The following is a 17766-nucleotide window of genomic DNA, read 5'->3' on the forward strand; positions in this document are numbered from 1 at the left end:
GACAGTCGTGACGCCGGCAGCGCCTGGATTGGCCTCGGCCACCACGCGCGCTGATCCGACGCTAGTGAAAGCTTTGGCCAGGGCGTCTCGGAAGCAGCGCATGTTTGATTAGGGGCAGTACACGTGCATCAGCGAAATGGCAGCCGCAGAGGAGATCGAGCGCGTCTATCTCGGCACGCTGCTGCGCCTGACGCCTGACGCTGTTGGCGCCGGACCTCGTCGAGGCAATCGTCGATGGGCGGCAGCCAGGGCATCCATCCGCTGCAATCAGTCGAACACCGGGATGTGCGGCTTGATGCCTTGCTCCTCGACGAGCCAGCCGAGCTTCGCTGCCCAGCTATAGATGGTGTCGGCGAATAGGCATTCGGGCCAGAGGCCGAAGGTTTTGGCGGTGCGGGTCAGCATGGTCTGGGCCGCGCCGACCTCGGCCGGGCGCACCCCTGGCTTCGACGTCGATGATAACGGCGTGCGTGACGTCGATCAGGTAGTTGTCGCTGCAGGCGTAGTAGGCCAGCTCACCCGCCGCCGCCGTTTAGGGCGCGGTAGGGTCGGTGGACGAGAGTTTAGGATGGTCGGCGAATCGAAGATGCAGTACCGCGTCGCCCGTCGGCCAGACGCGCGCTCAAGCGGCGCCTAGCTCTTCATGCCGCCTGGTACGCGCGCGCCTGCGCCCGAACCTCTTCCTCGTGACGAAGAACCGAACTCGCGCCTGCTCAGGGTGCCTGCAGACTCCAGAGACGCTGCTCGGGCGCGTTAGGTTGGGCGGAAGGATGAGAATAGCGCCCTTCCTGCACTGGGACACCGAGGTGGCGGTGAAATAGGGCGACGTAGTCCAAGTCGCTCGACAGATCAGCCGGAGGGGACCCGATCCGCTCGGCGACCTTGAGTGTTGCTCCACCCGTCGAGATGACGGGAATGACGGCTGCATTCGGTTGTAGACGAGAGAACAATTCATACTCATCGACGATTCCGCCCATGCCGCCGATGAAGACAGCCGACGAGAAACGATGCTCGGTGAACATCCGCTTGCGCATCGCCAGCAGGCTATTCTCGCGGTCGCCTCCAACGTCATCGCTGAACGTGACGTTCTGGAACCGCTTATTGTCCTCCGGGAAGTCGTCCTTGAAGTGGCGTGATTGGTACAGGCGAACCCAGCCCCCGTAGTCAATCCCCATGTCGGCCGCAACCACCCAGATCATCGGCGTAATGGCAGGTTGGCCACCCCAGACGAGTAGGCGGCGGCCCAAGGTGACGTAAACGAGCGCCGCAACAGCGGCTTGAATCGCAACCGTGTCCGCAGTGGCGGCGTATTCAGGACCGCGCCTCGGGTCGGGCACGCCCGCCGACAGAAAGATCGCGTCCGCCATGCTCAACCCTCCCACGCAGCGAGCGCCCAGCCCGCCTCGGAAACCTTGACAGCGCGCACGACACTGATGTTTTCGTCAAGCCATTTCAGGTGCGCGCTCCATGCTTCGCGGATGCCAACATGGTCATAGACTAGGATCGGTCTTTCCCTCTGGTCGGCTCGCCGCGCCTTCTCCGCGACGTCGTTCAGGGTCTCCGCGGTCGGAACGCCGACCACGGGGTAGGCCCAGATCTTGCGATCATCGAGCAGGCGCACCGCCACCGCACGATGCGCGCCGATGCCCTCGACGTGAGCGCCGATGCGCTCGACATCCGCGCGCAGCTTGCCCGTGATCGACATATATCGAGAAGCGATGCTGCGACTGCGTAAGCTTTCGACTGCTAGCATGATCTGGTCGGCGGTCGCGGCGACGATCGGACCGTCCGGTCCTTCCAACTCCTCGGGATCGAGATAAATGGTCTCGGCCAAGTCGGTCAGCTTGCTCGGCGTGTGTTCGGGCCACACCACGCGCAGGACGTGAATCTCCTTTGCGCGCGCCCGCCCGATCTCTTGACGCGTCCATTTGCTTGCAAAGTAGGTCGGGGTGTCGAGCATGACCATGACATCGGAGTCGCACAATCGCTGCCACAAAACATCCTGGAACGGATCCCCCGGCCGGATGTCATGGGTGTCAAGGAACACGTCGAACCCCCGCCCTGTCATGAGGTCGTGGAGTTGCAGCGCCGCGGCCCGAGACTCGACGCGCCGGTAGCTCACGAATACGCGGCGCTGCCGTCGGAGCAGGCCCACGCATTCGAGCAAGGCGGCCGCTAGCTCCGTCATCTCGACATCATCAGCGCGACGACGCAGGCCGTTCAGCCCCGCGAGGAAGTCCGGCACCGATGTGGAGAAATCTGCCGAAGCCGCAATTGTCGGAATAACGGGCACGCTCGCGCGTATCAACTCCCGCGCCGCGCCGCTATCAACGATATGCGCGCCTCCGAAAAAGGCTGCCCCTGTGGCGGCGCGGATGTCGCGTCCGCAGAGCCCAGCGGCGTTACGCACTACGACGTCCTGCCCAACGGTGAGCCCGAATGCGCTCACCAACTCGGTGAGCGTTTGTGTCAGCCGGGCCCTCTCGTCGGGGGTCGCGTCCCCAAGGATCGCGAGTTCGTAAAGGCTCACCCCGCTGCTCCCTCGGTTCAGGCGGTTTTACGAATCCGGATCGCTTCCTCAATCCACGCTTCGATATTAGTAGCGATCGAGGCGTACACCGCTTTGCTGTCCGACCCAGACGGCGTCTTGAGCGGCGCGACGTCGGCGAGTGTGCGCTGGCTGTCCTTGAAGGTAACCTTCGTCAAAGGGTTCGGCCCCGCCATTGAGCTCTGGCCCTTCGAGTCCAGCAGCCTGTCGACGCGTATGGCGAGAACGCCCTTGCCGTCGTTCCAGCCCTTCGACAGTTCGTGAATGACCCATGGCCGACTCGCCGTTTGCGCCCCCACCAAGGTAATAACGCAGCTCTTGCCGTGCATGTTGTCGTCGATCCAGCGCTCGATGGCCGCGTCACCCTTTCGCTTGACCTCTTCCCACGCGTTCGCAGTGCAGAGCGATTGACCCTCCAGACTGCCCATGTTGCGGACCTGTTGCGTCCGCCAAAAGTCACCGTCGAAGTGGAAGCTGAAAAATACGCGCCGTGCCACCTTGTAGTCTCCTCTCTCGTCTAGCTGTGATTATGTGGTTAGCTCAAGTTCAAGTACCGCGACAGATCAGAAGATATCCCTGAAAGCGAGTGATTTTCTGAAAACTCTGCCCTGCATCGCACCGCAGTCACATGGACGCACCACAATCATGCCATCATACGGCTCCAGCGCAAAGCGGCCGGGGCATGCCGAGGGCAAGTCGAAGCCCAGCGGGTCAAAGAACATGCGCGCGTACCGGTCCGAGCCGTCGTACAGCCTTGCAACAAGCCGACTCTGGTCGGGCAAACTGCGTTGTGACGAGCACCTCGTGAAGAGGAACCAAGCACCTCAGCCGCCAGCGTCGCGAACGCGCAGACGAAAAAGCCCCAAGCATAAATTCTTAATCCCGCTCTTTCACATCCATCTGCATCAACTGCTCTATGGTGTTTAGTTCCGCATAAGTACTAGTTATGGAGCTGGGAGCTCAACCTAAAGTCAGCCTTGTTGACGCCGTACGAAGGCCCATTATTTTTGCTTCAGTGCGTTTGAAATCGTTCGAAACATGCCTTCATCTGTGCAATTGCCGTCAAATTCGATATATTTTATTCCAGCCCTCGTCACAGCTGCACATTTGATGGAGTCCCTCGACTCTGCATCGCCTTGATAATGGCCCGAACCTTGATATTCCACAACAATTACTGGCTTGCCATTGTCGTCGGCGATCAAGATATCGCACCTTTTACTGTTTATTGACTGGTGGGCGCGATTGCTGATCCATTCGCGATGGGAGTAGACTTTAAGAACTTCTCCCAGACTAACCTGGGGGAAAACGTGCCAGTTCTGTCGGCCCACGCTGCCTAACGCCCTTTTAGCCGCTCGAAACAATCTGAATTCCCCTCGGTTCATTACTGGCCTTGTCGAGAACTCGACATCCGGGTCGTGGACAGCTTTAATCTGGTTCTCGGGTTTTCTAATACTATTCTCCGCTCTTCGCTGCGCGGTTTCCTCCAGCTGTTGCAGTTCGTACTCAAGTTCGCGGACTCTAGCGCTGGCTGTCTGAAGGTTTGCCTCGGCTTTGGCCTTCAACTTCTGAGACTGCAAAAACTTCCAGCAAAACACTGCTGCAGCTAATGCTGAGCCCAGCAAAGGAAGTGATAGAAGCCAATCCATGATACAGCCCGAGCGTCCTTGTCGACATCGTGAGGAGTAGCAGCGTCGGTGACCTTCGGTTGCACTCCTCAGTGGAAAATGTCTTCAATTAGCTTTCATTAATGCAGTAGAGGATGGTGAACGCGAATGATGCCTTTCACGTCTAAAAAGCCCTTACTTCGGTCGACTACAGCAGTGCGCCGGCTCCGACGGCATCGCCCTTCGGGCCGCGCATTCAGTGGGCCGCGGCTGCATCGCATCGGGATCACGACGCGCGGGCGCGGTCTCGTGGCCATCACCGATCAGGTTACTGGGTGGACAAGGCAGCAAGGTAACGTCACCGGCCTGCTGACCCTCTGTGCCGGCAGGCCTCGGCATCGCTACTGGTCCAGGAAAATGCCTCACCGGACGTCCGGGCTGACCTGGAAGATTTCTTGCAACGCCTCGTGCCCGATGGTGGCAATGGCCGATACCGATACGGGGACGAGGGGCCTGATGACATGCTGGCCCATATCCGCGCGGAGCTGACGCAGACCCAGCTCTCGACCCCGGTTGCCGAGGGCCCGCCCGTGCTGGGGACTTGGCAGCGCATCTATCTCTGGGAGCACAGGACCAGGTCGCATCAGCGGGAAGTGGTCCTGCATCTGCTCGGAGAGCTGGCGCAGGAGTAAGGCGTGGCCTCAGGTGGGTTGCTTCGCCCTCGCGCGGGGTCGCCTTGTGGCGATGATCTCCACCAGCGTCACCGGCCGGAAATCCCAGGCATCGACACCGACATCGGTCTGCCGCGGCAGCGGTGCCAGGCGGCCATGGCTGTGGCTATGCAGGTTGCGCCAGCCGCGGCTCATGTTGCGCCAGGTGCGGAAAGGGTAGTGGCAGAGAACCAGACCGACGCCGTCCAATTCCATCTCGACATAGGGCCGGACGCTGGAACACCCAGCTTAAGCCATCGTTGTCGGTGGATTATTGTTGCCGGTGATGAGATGCTTGCGGCCATCAGTCGGCCGAGCAGATTCGCCATCGCGGCCGCCGGCACACCGAGGGCAAAATCGCCAAGGTGCCAGACGTCGTCCTCGGCTCTCACGGTCGCGTTCCAACGCTCAAGCATGGCCGCGTCCATCGCCGCTACCGATGTGAAGGGTCGGCGATAGAAGCTATGAGCCCCGGCATGACCAAAGTGGGTGTCGCTGGTGAAGTAGACCGCCATGGCGCCCTCCGATCTGGCCGCCTTACGGATGGCAATGGGCCAGGCTGCCACTGGACGGTTTTAGCCGGAAGGTTGGACTGGAGGTTTGCGCTTCCAGAACCGACCGGTAGGCGATCGGAAGTTCAAGCTATGCCCGCCAACTATCGAGCAATAGTTAGCATTTTCAGTCGGTTAAACCTTGTCGGAAAATCGGGCTACCCTCAAGGTTTGGAGAGACTGCGCCGTTCGGAGAGAGATTCCTGACCTTGTTCGGCCATCGCACCATCAAGGTCCGCCTGAAAAACCACAGGAAACCTGCGCCTCACGGCACTGGACATCGGGACGGAGAATGGTTGGGTTGAGGCCGACTGGAGCGGGCGAAGGGATTCGAACCCTCGACCCCAACCTTGGCAAGGTTGTGCTCTACCCCTGAGCTACGCCCGCGCTCCGGGGAGGTCTTTAGCACGATGCTTTTCGAATGCAAGAGCAGCTCCGACCTGAACTGTCCTGCGACCACAGGATCGCTCTGCTCATCAATAGGTAGTGGTGGCCGGAGGCTGGCGTGTCTGGGCCGAGCCCGTTGGCGGCTGCGTGAGGCTTGTGCCGGAATGGTGCCGCTGGCCCTGGGGGATCCCCTCGGGCCTGGCCCGCACATCGCCGATCGGCAAGGTCCACATGCATCCGGACGGCATTCTGCGGAGCGGGACGAGACTCGGCCCGCGGGGGAACGGTGGGTCTGGTGGCAGGATCGCCTCCGGCGCGGGAGGGCCAGAAGCCCTGGCGTGACTAGGACTGGTCGGCTGCCAGACTGCGGCGCGCGTCTGGGCCGGCGGACGTGAGCCGCATAACCGGCCAGGCCCATGGCAGCGCCCGGGTCTCCACGCCCAATCATGTCTCAAGGCCATTCGCACAGGTGCCTCAGCCACCTCGAGGGGGCAGGGCAGGGGAGGCGGTCCGTGAATGGCGCACCATCGGTCGCGCAAGGCATTGTGACAAAAATGTGAAGGACCACGAAGTCAATGGCATTGTGAGTCGGAAGTATAAGAGGGACAATAATTGGGCATTTCGACCAAATAATCATGCTGCAAACATAAAATAAATCGAAGTTTACTTCTGATCAGGGATCATCTCCTGATCGTCGCGCGTCCCTCGGGGGAGTGGTCATGCAGGAAAATGGCAAGGTTGCGCTGGTTGGAAGCTTTCCGCTGGTCCTGGAGGGGCTGAAGCACATTCTTGCTGAAGCCGGTTTCACTGTTTGTCTCTGCGCTAAAAACCTGGATGAAATTTCAGAGGAGGAAACCGAGTTCGAGGCAGATCTTCTGCTGGCAGCTCTGCCTGCCGGCGAGCTGCACGAGCATTCGGGCAAGTTGTTCAAGATCCGTGCCCGACATCCCAAGATAAAGTGTGTCTTCCTCGTTGATGCCATCGCGGAGGAGGACCCGATGCTCGCCTGGCCGCTGATCGACGGTCTCATCCTGCGCACCATCGAAGTGAAGGCTCTTACCAAAGCCATTGAGGTCGTCCTGCTGGGTGAACGGGTTGTCTCGGGAGCCTGTCGCGAGCCCAAGATTGCCGCACACCAGTTCGCCGCAGAACCGCAAGCCGGAAGCGCATTTCAACTGAGGCAGCCTTCACCGCGGGAGACGCAGCTCTCGCCCCGGGAAATGCAGGTGCTCTGCCACCTGAGCGGCGGCAACTCCAACAAGCTGATCGCGAGGCAGATCGGGATCAGCGAGGCGACGGTGAAAGCGCACATGAAAGCCATCCTGCGCAAGCTGAGCGCCAGGAACCGGACGGAGGCGGCAGTCTGGGCCAAGTCGCACGGACTGGCCGTGAACGGACATGTGGGCAGCGCCTGACGGACCGTGCATGGCGCCTTGCCCCTTCCGGCGCACTCGATCCGGCCCTGACGAGGCGCGACCCGGGCCGCCTGCCCGGTCAGTTGCCGCGGCGCACGGCAGGTCTCATGGGGCGGCGAGGCTCCGCCGCAGCCGCGCGATGGCGCCCGGCAGTCCGCGGATCGTCAGGACCCGCCCGGTCTCGTCATATTCCTCCGACAGCACGCGCACGCTTTCATACACTTCGCTGATCAGCCCTTGCCTCGCATAGGGCAGCACCAGCACATCCTCCACCATCGCCGCCTCGAAGAAGTCGATGATCGTGTCGCGCAGCGCGCTCACATCCTCGGCCGCGTGGGCCGAGAGCAGGATCGCGTCCGGATGCTTCCCGGCCAGAAGTGCGCGGCGCTCGGGATCGACCCGATCCATCTTGTTCAGCACCAGGCGTGACGGCACCGCATCGGCGCCGATCTCGCGCAGCACGCTGCGGCTGACCTCCAGCTGCGCCTCGTAGGTCGGGTCGGAGGCATCGACCACGAATAGCAGCAGGGATGCTTCCAGCGCCTCCGCCAGCGTCGAGCGAAAGGACGCGACCAGATCGTGCGGCAATTGCTTGATGAAGCCCACCGTGTCGGATACCAGCACGCGCGGTCGCGTCTCCGGCTGCAGGATCCGCACCGTGGTGTCGAGCGTGGCGAACAGCTTGTCCTCCACAAGCACCTCGCTGCCCGTCAGGGCCCGCATCAGCGACGACTTGCCCGCATTGGTGTAGCCGACCAGCGCCACCCGCAGCTGGTCGCGCCGCGCGGAGCGACGCTGGTCGCTGTCGCGCTGTACTGCTTCAAGCTGGTCCTTCAGCTCCGCCAGCCGGTCGCGGATCTTGCGGCGGTCGAGGTCCAGTGTGCTTTCGCCGGCACCTGGGCCCTGCCGCCGCTCGCCGCCGCCCGAGGATTCCCGCAGGCGAGGGGCGACGTATTTCAGCCGCGCCATCTCCACTTGCAGCCTGGCTTCGCGCGTGTTGGCGTGCCGGTGGAAGATCTCGACGATGACGCCGGTGCGGTCGAGCACTTGGGCGCCGGTGGCGCGTTCCAGGTTGCGGATCTGGCTCGGCGACAGCTCATGGTTGACGATGACGAACTCCGGCCTGGGTCCGGCTTCCGCCTCCGGCTCCGCCCTGGGTGCTGCCGCGCCGGCACCATCGAAGCGCTCTCGCGCCTTGGCTTTCGGCGGCGGCGCCATGGAACCGACGAGACCGGTGCCGCCCGTCAGCGCGGCGAGTTCGGCCAGCTTGCCGCTGCCGAGCAGGGAGCCGGCGCCCGTTCCCTCGCGCCGCTGCGCGACCGTTCCCACCACCTCGTAGCCCAGCGTCTTCACCAGGCGCCCCAGCTCTTCCAGGCTGGCTGCGTGCGCCACGTCATCGACCTCCGGCGTCTGGATGCCAACGAGGATGGCGCGGGGAATCGGCGGCTTGGTTTCCATGGCGCCGCACTAGCATAGATCGGGCGCGATCCCTGCGTCGCCTCATGTCGCGATCGTCCGGGACCGGCACGCCAGGTCTGTCATGTTGATGGCCGAACGCGGCGGTGGACATCATGAATGGCGGCCGCCAGGCGGGCCAGCCTGAGCGGGCACGCTGCTCGTCCTGCACCGGCCAGTGTCCACAGCCCGAGCTTGAACCACCATCTGCTGCGCTGCTGGCGCCCGGTATTTCGACATAGCCATCCTTTCTGCAATCGAGCAGCGATGGCTGGACATATGTTTAGTATGTCTAATTGAATTGCATTCTATATTGATCTCGCAGGGGTTACATAGATTTTTCTGGATTGCCGTGAATATGTGAGGTCGATACTGCTGGCTAATCGACCCACATGGAGGACTAAGAATACAATAACCGAACTGTTTCGAATGACCGAGGACTATGGCTATACTTCGCTTCGCCTGACCGACCTAGGTGCAGGCACAACCGTGGACGCCAGGGGCGCCACGTGGATCGTCGACAACAGCCGCAACGACAACCCGACTTCAGGCATGCAGGCCGACGAGGGCAGCGGTCCGATCAACCTCTATCCGTTTCGGGTTGATGGCGCGGGGCAGGGCCTTACGATCCTCGGCGGAACCTTCAACGGCCAGGTGCCGCAGAACTCCGACTGGGAGGACACGTACGTCAACTCCGCAGCGCTGCGCATCTCCTACGCCCCCGACGCCACCATCCAGGGCACACGGGTCGATGGCGCGTGGGACGCGCTGCGCGTTTCGGATGCCTCGCCCAACTTCACGATCAACCAGGCCTGGGTCAGCAACATCCGCGACGACGCCTTCGAGAACGACAGCGGCTACAGCGGGACCATCAAGGACAGCCTGTTCGACGGTGTCTTCGTCGGCGTCAGCCTTGGCGATGGCGACAAGATCGATGGATCGAGCAACACCGTGACCTTCGATGGCGTGCTGATGCGCAGCAAGGCTTATCTGTACCAGGGCGAGATGACGCACGGCTCGCCCATCAAGACCAATTCCGGCGCCTTCGACACGACGCCCCAGCTGCGCTTCATCGACACCGTGATGGCAATCGACACGCCGGATCACCGCGGCTGGACCCGGCTGGAAAACGCCTGGGAAGACTCCGTCGAATCGCGCGGCAACGTCTTCCTGAACCTTTCGGACACGCCGCTGCCGAGCGACTATCCGAGGCCGACCCAGGGCTGGACGATCCTGGAGGGCCAGGCAGCGCGGAACTACTGGGAACAGGCCCGGAGCGAATGGATCAGCGAATTCGGCGATGGCTCGGACGCCGATCCGGATGATGCGGCCCAGCCGATTCCGGAGGAAGCCGCGCCCGCCGACCCGGACCCGGTCGAGCCGATTGAGGAGGAAGCGGCGCCCGCCGATCCCGGCCCGACCGAGCCAACCCCCGTTACCTCGGCTCCCGTCACCCCGGCTCCCCTCCAGCCGGCGCCCGCGGACCGTGCGACCTTCTCCGGCACGGATTTCAAGGGGTCGAGCGGCGATGACGTCGTCATCGGCAACGACCTGGGCAACGTGATCCAGGGCCGCAACGGCAACGACACGATCAATGGCGGTGCCGGCGACGACATGATCGAGGCCGGCAACGGCGCGGATGTGGTGTGGGGTGGCGAAGGCCGGGACACCTTCTTCTTCGCCCGTGGCGGCGACATGGATGGCTCCGGCGTCGTCGACATCTTCATGGACTTCGAATCAGGCAGCGACGTCTTTGACCTCAGCCTGGTCGATGCCAATGGGCGCATGTCCGGGGACCAGGCCTTCGCCTTCATCGGCGAGGCGGCTTTCAAGGATGGAAACCCGGGGCAGCTTCGCGCCGCCTACGACCGCGCCGGAAATGTGACGGTTGTCGGGTTGAACACGGACCGTGACGCGGCGCCGGAGCACTGGTTCAAGGTTTCCGGCCAGCACGACTTCTCGGCCGCCGACTTCATCCTGTAACGGCCCCGGCCGACCGTCCTTCAGGCGATCAGGAAATCGCTGAATAGGTTACCTGGAGCGATCTCGATCAGGCGCCCATCCATCTTGTGGCTGGCGCCGAAATCGGCAACGTAGATATGGGTCGCGCCACTGCCGTCACTGGCTGGCGCGACCTCGATGTCCTTCACGCTCGTGCGGATGGTGCCTGCGGCCACATCCGTCTGCGTGTTCCGGTAGTCCTGAAGCAGGGTGAGCATTTCCACCGTGTCACCCTGCCGGTCCACCACCCAGATGTTCGAGCTGAACCCGCCGCCGACCAGGAACACGTCGTACTCCGGCACGTAGGCCAGCGCCTCGGGGTCGATGATGCGGCTGTCGCTGAAGGTGAAGGAATCGACCAGCGCTGCGGTCCTGCCGGCGTGATCGACGCTGACTTCCTGCAGCGTGCGCGACAGCCCATTGACGATGAAGAGATTATGCGTAACCGGATCGACCGCCACGTCCTCGGGGTCGTCGGCGCCCAAGCTCCCGGCGTTGAAGGACCAGATCCGTCGCGAGGGATCCGTCAGGTTGGTGACATGGATGGCTGAGTTGTCGTCATCCGATACGTACATCACGCCACGACCCGCATCGATCGCGAGGCCGGTGGGCTCGTCCGTATAGCGCGGGGTGTAACTTCTGAGTGGCGCACCGCCGTCCAGGTCAAAGCTGTAGATGCTGACGGGGTTGAATGTGGGCTCCTCCTCGATCTCCGCATCGGAGAGGATCAGCTTCCCAGTCAGGGAATTGTAGGCAATGCCGGAGGGGTCGGGGATGCCGTACTGCCAGAGGTTGTGGATGGCGACGACGGATGGCGCTGGATCCGTGAGGGTGAGGGAGGCCATCCCGTCCTCCACCGCCAGGGCCGTGCCAGTTCCCGCGATCGTCGCGGATTCGATGCGAAGGGAGAAGGTCTCGGCGGATTCCAGGATGCCATCGGCTGCCACGGTGACGCCGACATAAGCGGTCGTCGCGCCAGCGGCGATGGTGACCTGCAGGTTCGAGAAACCCGTGAAATCCGTGCCGGCCTGCGCGCTGCCGTTCACGGTGCTGACGGACAGCACGACATCCTGGTACCAGGGCTGCGACAGGGTCAGCGTGAAATACACCTGGCCCATGTCTTCCGTCTGCGGCCCCGGCACCGCCGCTGCGACCGATGCGGTCGGCGCGGTGAGGACCTGCATCTGGCCCGCGGTGACGGTGGTGCCGGAGGCGAAGGTGGTCAGCGTGATGGCTGCCTGCCCGCCAATGCCGTCCGGGTCCCATTTCAGCGCCGGCGTGCTGCCGGAGGTGAAGATGAATTGTCCATGACCCGAGGCCGTGGCGGCCGTGCCGGCCACGAAGTAGCCGGCGGCGAGCTGGCCGCCGCTGAGACCTGCACCCTCCGTCAATCCGAAGACGCCTGCATAGATGCCGATACGATCGATGGCTTCGAAGTCGTACACCACGTCGGCAAGGCCATTGTTCAGCCCGAGGACGAAGGTGTCCGAGCCGGCTCCGCCATACAGGTAGTCCCGGTCGGCGCCCCCGATCAGGATGTCGTCGCCGTCGAAGCCGTAAAGCGTGTCCACGCCGGCGCCACCGGACAGGACGTTGGATCCCGCGTTGCCCCTGAGCGCGTTGCCGAGCGCATTGCCGACGCCATCCAGGTCATCCGTGCCCAGAAGCTCCAGGCGTTCGACGAAGGCGCCGAGGCTGTAGCTGATCGAGGACTGCACGGTATCGATGCCGCCGCTGTCCACGCCGGGCGAATTTTCCTCGATCACCAGGTCGCCGACGCTGTCGACGACATAGACATCATTGCCAGACCCGCCCAGCATCGTATCCACGCCGGTGCCGCCGTCGAGGCGATCGTTGCCTCCACCACCACTCAGCAAATCGTTGCCACCGCGCCCGTAGAGCCGGTCGTTGCCGCCGAAGCCGGAGATCGAATCATAACCTCCGGTGCCCAGCAGGTCCTCCGCATTGGCGGTGCCGTTGATGATATTGGGCGTGCTGGCCATGCTCATTTCAGCCTCCGGCAGGTCGGGCTTGGCGATGGCCGTGCCTGCGCCGATCCGGTTGCATGAGACAGGCTCGACCGCCCATCTGCCAAGGGCGGATAGGTGCTACTTCCTTCGGGCTACGACCTGCTTCGACCTGTCGCAGCAGCCCGGCGCGTGGCGCCGGGCACCGTCGTCAGCCCGCTCCTGCAGCAAGGGCCGCTGCCACCTGGCGTGCAAAGCCGGCTGGGTCGCGCGGGCTGTCGCCGTCCTGCACCCTGGCCAGGTCGAGCAGCAGCCCGGCCTTCTCCTTCAGCGCGGTCTCCGTCGCCGCATGCTCAGCGAGGCTGCGGATCCAGGGGTGGCGCGGGTTGATCTCGAGGACCGGCAGGCCGGCGCCGGACTCGCGCCCGGCGCGCCGCAGCATGCGCTGCATCTGCAGGTCGGGGCCGTACTGCGCCGCGGCCAGCACCGCCGCGCTGTCCACCAGCCGATCCGTCGCGCGCACCTCCGACACGTCCTCGCGCAGCGCATCCTTCAGCAGGCCCAGCAGCATGGCGACATCCGCGGCCTCACCCTCCGGCGCCTGTCCCGCGACCTTCGAGAGATCGACGCTGCCCTGGGTGATGCTGCGGATCGGCGTGCCGTCGAACGCGCCCAGCCGCTCGGGCCAGAAGGCATCGATGCCGTCGGACAGCAGCAGGACCTCCACACCCTTCGCGCGGAAACCCTCGAGCTGCGGCGAGTTTGCCAGGGCCGCGGCATCGTCGCCGACCAGGACGTAGATCGCCTCCTGCCCCTCCTTCATCCGCGCCAGGTAGTCCGACAGGCTCGTCCAGCCCTCCACGGCGGAGGACCGGAAGCGCAGCAGCGCCGCGATGTCCTTCGCGTGCTCGCCATCCTCCCAGACGCCTTCCTTCAGCACCGCGCCGAAGGCGTCCCAGAACACAGCATAGCTCTCGGCGTCCTGGGCCTTGGCCTTCAACTCCGACAGCACGCGCGCGGTCACCGCCTTGCGGATGCGGGCCAGCAGCGGCGTCGCCTGCAGCATCTCCCGGCTTACGTTGAGCGGCAGGTCCTCGGTGTCGACCACGCCCTTCACGAAGCGCAGCCAGGGCGGCAGCAGGCTCGCCTCATCGGTGATGAACATGCGCCGGACATGCAGCCGCACGCGGCTTTCACGCTCGCCCTCCACCGCCTCGAACGGCTTCATGCCGGGGATGAACAGCAGCGCGGAGAAATCCAGGGCGCCCTCCGCGCGCCAGTGCAGCGTGGCCCAGGGCTTGTCGAAGGCGTGCGCGACGTGACGGTAGAATTCCTCGTACTGCGGCTCCGTCACCTCCGCCTTCGGCCGCCGCCACAACGCGGTTCCCTCATTCGCCGGCTCGTCCACGCCGTCGCGGGCGACGGTGATGGGGATGGTGATGTGGTCGGCCCATTTGCGGATGATGGCCTGCAGGCGATGCGCCTCCAGGAACTCCCCGGCATCCGGCTTCATGTGCAGCACGATGTCGGTGCCGGCCTCCGCACGGGCGCCGGGTGCCAGGGTGTATTCGCCCTTGCCCTCGGAGGCCCAGACCCAGGCTTCCTCGCGCCCCGCACGGCGCGAGGTGACCTCGATGCGGTCGGCGACCATGAAGGCGCTGTAGAAGCCGACGCCGAACTGGCCGATCAGGCTCGGCTTGTCGCCGGGTGGCGCCTCGGCAAGCGACTTCGCGAAAGCGAGGGTGCCGGACCGCGCAATGGTCCCGAGATGCTGGGCCAGATCGGCCTTGTCCATGCCGATGCCGGGGTCGGAGATGGTCAGCGTCCGCGCCGCCTGGTCCGGCACCACCCGCACGCGAACTTCGGCCGGCAGGCCCAGGTCGTTGTCGGACAGCGCCTCGAACCTGCGGCGGTCCACCGCATCGGCGGCATTGGCCACCAGTTCGCGCAGGAAGATTTCGCGCTCCGAATACAGCGCATGCACCACCAGATCGAGCAGGCGCCCCACCTCGGCGCCGAATTCATGCCGCTCCACCGTCTCGCTCACCGCTTGCTCCCTCGCTACCGGAACCGATGGCGCGATATGCGGGAGGCGAAAGCGGCATTCAACTGCCAGCCGTGACCGGCACCCCGCAAAGCTGGCGCATCGCCCCCCGGGCGGACGTCTCGGCACGCCTTTGGCAGGTGATCGCCCGCGCCGCCGCCTTCGGCGCCCTCCGGCACCGCAGGGATCGGCATTCTCTACCCCGCAGCCTCTGCGCCGGGAGGCAGGAGGCCGAGCGCATCGTCGCGGCCTTCGGCGGCGACCTGCGTACCGACTGACGCGTGCCGCTCCGAAGGAGTAGCCCCTTGTTGTCCTGGCTCCCGGGCTGACCTTTTGCGAGAGTTGAAACTGCCAACCGGCTTCACCCCTGGTGCGGAGTTCCTCATGAGCCACAGTCCTCACAGCGACGACAAGCAACCGGAGACAACCCCGGCTGGTGTCGATGAGGATCGTCGCGCCTTCCTCGACAAATGCGGCAAGTTCGCAGTGGTGACGCCCCCTGCGATCGCCCTGCTGCTGTCCACATCACTGACATCCAACGCCATTGCGGCAAGTGGTGGTGGTGGTGGTCGCGGCGGCGGGCTCGGCCTGCCTGGTGCCGTCGGCGGCGGCCGCGGCAATGGCAATGGCAACGGCAACGGCAACGGCAACCGGGGCAACGGGCACGGAAACAACAGTAACGGCAACGGTAACGGTAACGGTAACGGCAATGCTGGCAATGGCCGCGGCGCCGGCCGCGGCGGGACCTAGAGGGAGCCACCGCCGCGATCCTGGCCGATCCAATGGTCGATCACCAGCGGGAAACCGCCCGGAACTTGGGCGGGAGCGAAGCGGCGGAAGCGGTGGGCAATCCAGTGCTCGACGACGCACCTCCCGGCGTCGCTGCCTGGGCGCTGGACGACCGGCAGGGCGCGCCGCGACCCGGGCGCCTGGGACCTGGGCGCCTGGTCAGGGCCCCCGGAATGCGTTTCGGCGTCATGGCCGGGCGGAACATCCTGTTCAGCGCCGCGGATCAGAAGCTGTTCGAGATCAATGATGCTGCCGCCCATCTCTGGCGCTGCGTCGAGGATGGGCTGGGCCAGCAGGACATCCTGGATGAACTCGCCGCAGCGGGCCTGGAGCCCGGGGCGGCGCGGCGGCATCTCGACGCCGCGATCCACGAATGGACCAGGCTCGACTTCATCCGGCAGGTGCCCGAGCCCTCGCCCGGTCGGATGCGCTGCCAGGACCTGCTCGTGGCGGGCGTCGCGACCCGCATACGCCATGCACCCGCGCCCGGGCCGGATCTGGCGCCGATCTTCGCGCACCTCGAAGGTCCGGGCCCGGTGCCCGATGTGACCTTGGACGTCATCGGGCAGGACGGCGACGTGCAACTGTTCCGCGACGGAGACCTGCTGCTGTCCTGCCCGCGGGAGGAGGCGGCCACGGCGCTGAAGGCCCAGGTGATGAACGAGGTGCTTGGAAGGGGCACCTACGAACTCGCCCTTCATGCGGCGGCGCTGCTGCGAGGTGACCGGATGCTGCTGTTCAGCGGCAGGCCGGGCGCCGGCAAGACGACGCTTGCCCTGGCACTGGCCGGTCCAGGCTTCGGTTTCGCAGGCGACGACCTGGTCCTGCTGGCCGCGGATGGCCGGGCGACGGGCGTGCCCTTCGCCCCTGCGGTCAAGCCTGGCGCCTGGGACCTGCTCGCCGACCTCCGCCCCGACATCGGGGATGCCCCGGTGTTCCGGCGCCCGGACCGGAAGCGCGTGCGCTACCCCCTGCCGCAGGCGTTGGTGCCAGGCCGGCCCCACCCTGTCGGATGGCTCATGCAGCTCGATCGTCGGCCGGGGGCCAAGGCCGGCCTCACGCCGGTCGATTCACCCACCGGCCTGCGCTGGATGTTGCAGGACGCCTATGCGGAAGGCCGCGTGCTGACACCGGCCGGCTTCGAAGCGCTGCGCCTGGCCCTGCGACAGGCGCAATGCCACCGCCTGACCTACTCCCGCCTTGAGGATGCGGTGGAGCTGCTGCACGAGACCTGCCGCTGATGCGGGGCGGCAGCGCCCTGGAGGCCCTGGTCGCCTGCCTGCGTGGCACCCCCCCGGAGAACCCGGACTGGATGGCGGTGATCGCCCTGGCGAACCGGACGCTGCTGACGCCGGCGCTGCATGATGCGCTGCGCCGTGCCGGCCGCCTGGATGCGCTGCCGGAGGAGGGTCGCGCCTACCTGGCGTTCCTGCATGGACGCAACCTGAAGCGGAACCTCCGCCTGCGGGCGCAGTTGCGGGAGGCTCTGGCCGCGTTGAACCAGCAGGGCATCGAGCCGACGCTTCTGAAAGGCGCGATCCGGCTGTTCCGTGACGCGGAGGACAGCCTCGGCAACCGCATCACGCGCGATCTCGACCTGGCCGTCGAGGAGGCCGAAATCGAGGCGGCGCGGGCCTGCCTGCTGCGCCTCGGCTACCGCGACGCCATCGGCACGCGCGGAATGGAGCGGCCGCAGGATGTGGGCATGCTGGAGCTGCGGCACCGTCCCAGCAGCCTCAGCGCCGGCTATCTGCGGTGGCAGCACCAGGACCGGCCCCGGCTCGAGGACCGTGAAGGGGTCCGTGCCAGGGTCCCCTCGGCAACGTCCCGCGCGCTGCACTGGATCGTGCATGACCTGATCAAGGAGGGCGACTACTGGCGCGGGCGGATCGACCTTCGCCACCTGCATGACCTGGCCGAACTTGCCAGGACGGAACCCGACCTGGATTGGCGCCGCCTGCGCGACATGATGCCCGGCCGGCTTGGCCGCAACGTCGTCGAGACCCAGTTGCGAACGCTGCATGGGCTGTTCGGCACGAACATACCCACCGACCTGCGCGGCGGTGGCATCGCCCGCCTGCAGCACCAGCGGCGGATGTTCAGCGCGCGGCATCCGGTGGCGGGCGCGCCGTTGCGCCTCGCCGGCAACCTGGCCTGGGGCGTGCGGCAGCTCATCCTTGCCCGGCGCGCCAGGCAACACCTGCCCGCCGAGCTGATGCGCAAGGTGCTCAGGATCCTGGCCGGCGGCGCGGGCTCGAAGCTTTGAGAGGCGGCAGGGTGCGCAGGTCCGGTGGG

The 17766-nt window shown here is 65.0% G+C and carries 15 protein-coding genes, 1 tRNA gene and 1 pseudogene; 7 read left to right on the plus strand and 10 right to left on the minus strand.

The window, feature by feature from the left end; translation table 11 throughout:
• Positions 1-270: 270 nt before the first annotated feature.
• The 5 genes and pseudogenes from ACLF3G_RS10330 to ACLF3G_RS10350 all read right to left on the minus strand — a co-directional run.
• Positions 271-532 (minus strand): annotated as a pseudogene (locus ACLF3G_RS10330) (IS5/IS1182 family transposase); the annotation flags it as partial.
• Positions 533-713: 181 nt separating this feature from the next.
• Complete coding sequence (locus ACLF3G_RS10335) at positions 714-1367, minus strand: hypothetical protein (RefSeq protein WP_430669284.1); 654 nt, start codon at positions 1365-1367, stop codon at positions 714-716.
• Between the two features lie 2 nt (positions 1368-1369).
• A complete protein-coding gene (locus ACLF3G_RS10340) occupies positions 1370-2530 on the minus strand; it encodes a toll/interleukin-1 receptor domain-containing protein (RefSeq protein ID WP_430669285.1) in 1161 nt (386 codons plus the stop codon).
• A gap of 17 nt (positions 2531-2547) precedes the next feature.
• On the minus strand, positions 2548-3045 hold the full coding sequence (locus ACLF3G_RS10345) for a TIR domain-containing protein (RefSeq protein WP_430669286.1): 498 nt from the start codon (positions 3043-3045) through the stop codon (positions 2548-2550).
• A 504-nt stretch (positions 3046-3549) separates the two neighbouring features.
• Positions 3550-4194: a DUF2726 domain-containing protein gene (locus ACLF3G_RS10350; protein ID WP_430669287.1), complete on the minus strand. Its 645-nt coding sequence runs from the start codon at positions 4192-4194 to the stop codon at positions 3550-3552.
• Between the two features lie 362 nt (positions 4195-4556).
• On the opposite strand from ACLF3G_RS10350, the gene ACLF3G_RS10355 reads away from it, so the two are divergent.
• On the plus strand, positions 4557-4844 hold the full coding sequence (locus tag ACLF3G_RS10355) for a secondary thiamine-phosphate synthase enzyme YjbQ (protein ID WP_430669681.1): 288 nt from the start codon (positions 4557-4559) through the stop codon (positions 4842-4844).
• Positions 4845-4853: 9 nt separating this feature from the next.
• On the opposite strand, the gene ACLF3G_RS10360 is transcribed toward ACLF3G_RS10355, so the two are convergent.
• A complete protein-coding gene (locus tag ACLF3G_RS10360; RefSeq protein ID WP_430669288.1) occupies positions 4854-5078 on the minus strand; it encodes a hypothetical protein in 225 nt (74 codons plus the stop codon).
• A 647-nt stretch (positions 5079-5725) separates the two neighbouring features.
• A tRNA-Gly gene (locus tag ACLF3G_RS10365) sits at positions 5726-5800 on the minus strand.
• A 719-nt stretch (positions 5801-6519) separates the two neighbouring features.
• Here ACLF3G_RS10365 and ACLF3G_RS10370 point away from each other — a divergent pair.
• Positions 6520-7215, plus strand: coding sequence for a response regulator transcription factor (locus ACLF3G_RS10370; protein WP_430669289.1), 696 nt, complete (start codon positions 6520-6522; stop codon positions 7213-7215).
• Between the two features lie 105 nt (positions 7216-7320).
• On the opposite strand, the gene hflX is transcribed toward ACLF3G_RS10370, so the two are convergent.
• Positions 7321-8673, minus strand: coding sequence for a GTPase HflX (hflX, locus tag ACLF3G_RS10375; RefSeq protein ID WP_430669290.1), 1353 nt, complete (start codon positions 8671-8673; stop codon positions 7321-7323).
• 486 nt (positions 8674-9159) lie between these two features.
• Between hflX and ACLF3G_RS10380 the strand changes: the two genes are divergently transcribed.
• Positions 9160-10653: a hypothetical protein gene (locus ACLF3G_RS10380; RefSeq protein ID WP_430669291.1), complete on the plus strand. Its 1494-nt coding sequence runs from the start codon at positions 9160-9162 to the stop codon at positions 10651-10653.
• Between the two features lie 20 nt (positions 10654-10673).
• Here the strand turns inward: ACLF3G_RS10380 and ACLF3G_RS10385 are convergent, their stop codons facing one another.
• On the minus strand, positions 10674-12680 hold the full coding sequence (locus ACLF3G_RS10385) for a Calx-beta domain-containing protein (RefSeq protein ID WP_430669292.1): 2007 nt from the start codon (positions 12678-12680) through the stop codon (positions 10674-10676).
• A 169-nt stretch (positions 12681-12849) separates the two neighbouring features.
• A complete protein-coding gene (gene htpG, locus ACLF3G_RS10390) occupies positions 12850-14685 on the minus strand; it encodes a molecular chaperone HtpG (RefSeq protein ID WP_430669293.1) in 1836 nt (611 codons plus the stop codon).
• 71 nt (positions 14686-14756) lie between these two features.
• Between htpG and ACLF3G_RS10395 the strand changes: the two genes are divergently transcribed.
• The 4 genes from ACLF3G_RS10395 to ACLF3G_RS10410 all read left to right on the plus strand — a co-directional run bounded on the left by ACLF3G_RS10395 (position 14757) and on the right by ACLF3G_RS10410 (position 17737).
• Positions 14757-14960: a hypothetical protein gene (locus tag ACLF3G_RS10395; protein ID WP_430669294.1), complete on the plus strand. Its 204-nt coding sequence runs from the start codon at positions 14757-14759 to the stop codon at positions 14958-14960.
• A gap of 64 nt (positions 14961-15024) precedes the next feature.
• Positions 15025-15432 (plus strand): hypothetical protein, encoded by a 408-nt coding sequence (locus tag ACLF3G_RS10400; RefSeq protein ID WP_430669295.1) that lies wholly within the window; start codon positions 15025-15027, stop codon positions 15430-15432.
• Positions 15433-15464: 32 nt separating this feature from the next.
• The gene (locus ACLF3G_RS10405; protein ID WP_430669296.1) at positions 15465-16712 is read left to right on the plus strand and encodes a hypothetical protein; all 1248 of its coding nucleotides are present in this window, start codon (positions 15465-15467) and stop codon (positions 16710-16712) included.
• Positions 16712-17737 (plus strand): nucleotidyltransferase family protein, encoded by a 1026-nt coding sequence (locus tag ACLF3G_RS10410; protein ID WP_430669297.1) that lies wholly within the window; start codon positions 16712-16714, stop codon positions 17735-17737. Before ACLF3G_RS10405 ends, ACLF3G_RS10410 begins: the two co-directional genes overlap by 1 nt.
• The last annotated feature ends 29 nt before the right edge of the window (positions 17738-17766 follow it).

Source organism: Falsiroseomonas sp. HC035, from assembly GCF_050563525.1.
In the GTDB taxonomy this organism is placed as follows: Bacteria; Pseudomonadota; Alphaproteobacteria; order Acetobacterales; family Acetobacteraceae; genus Falsiroseomonas.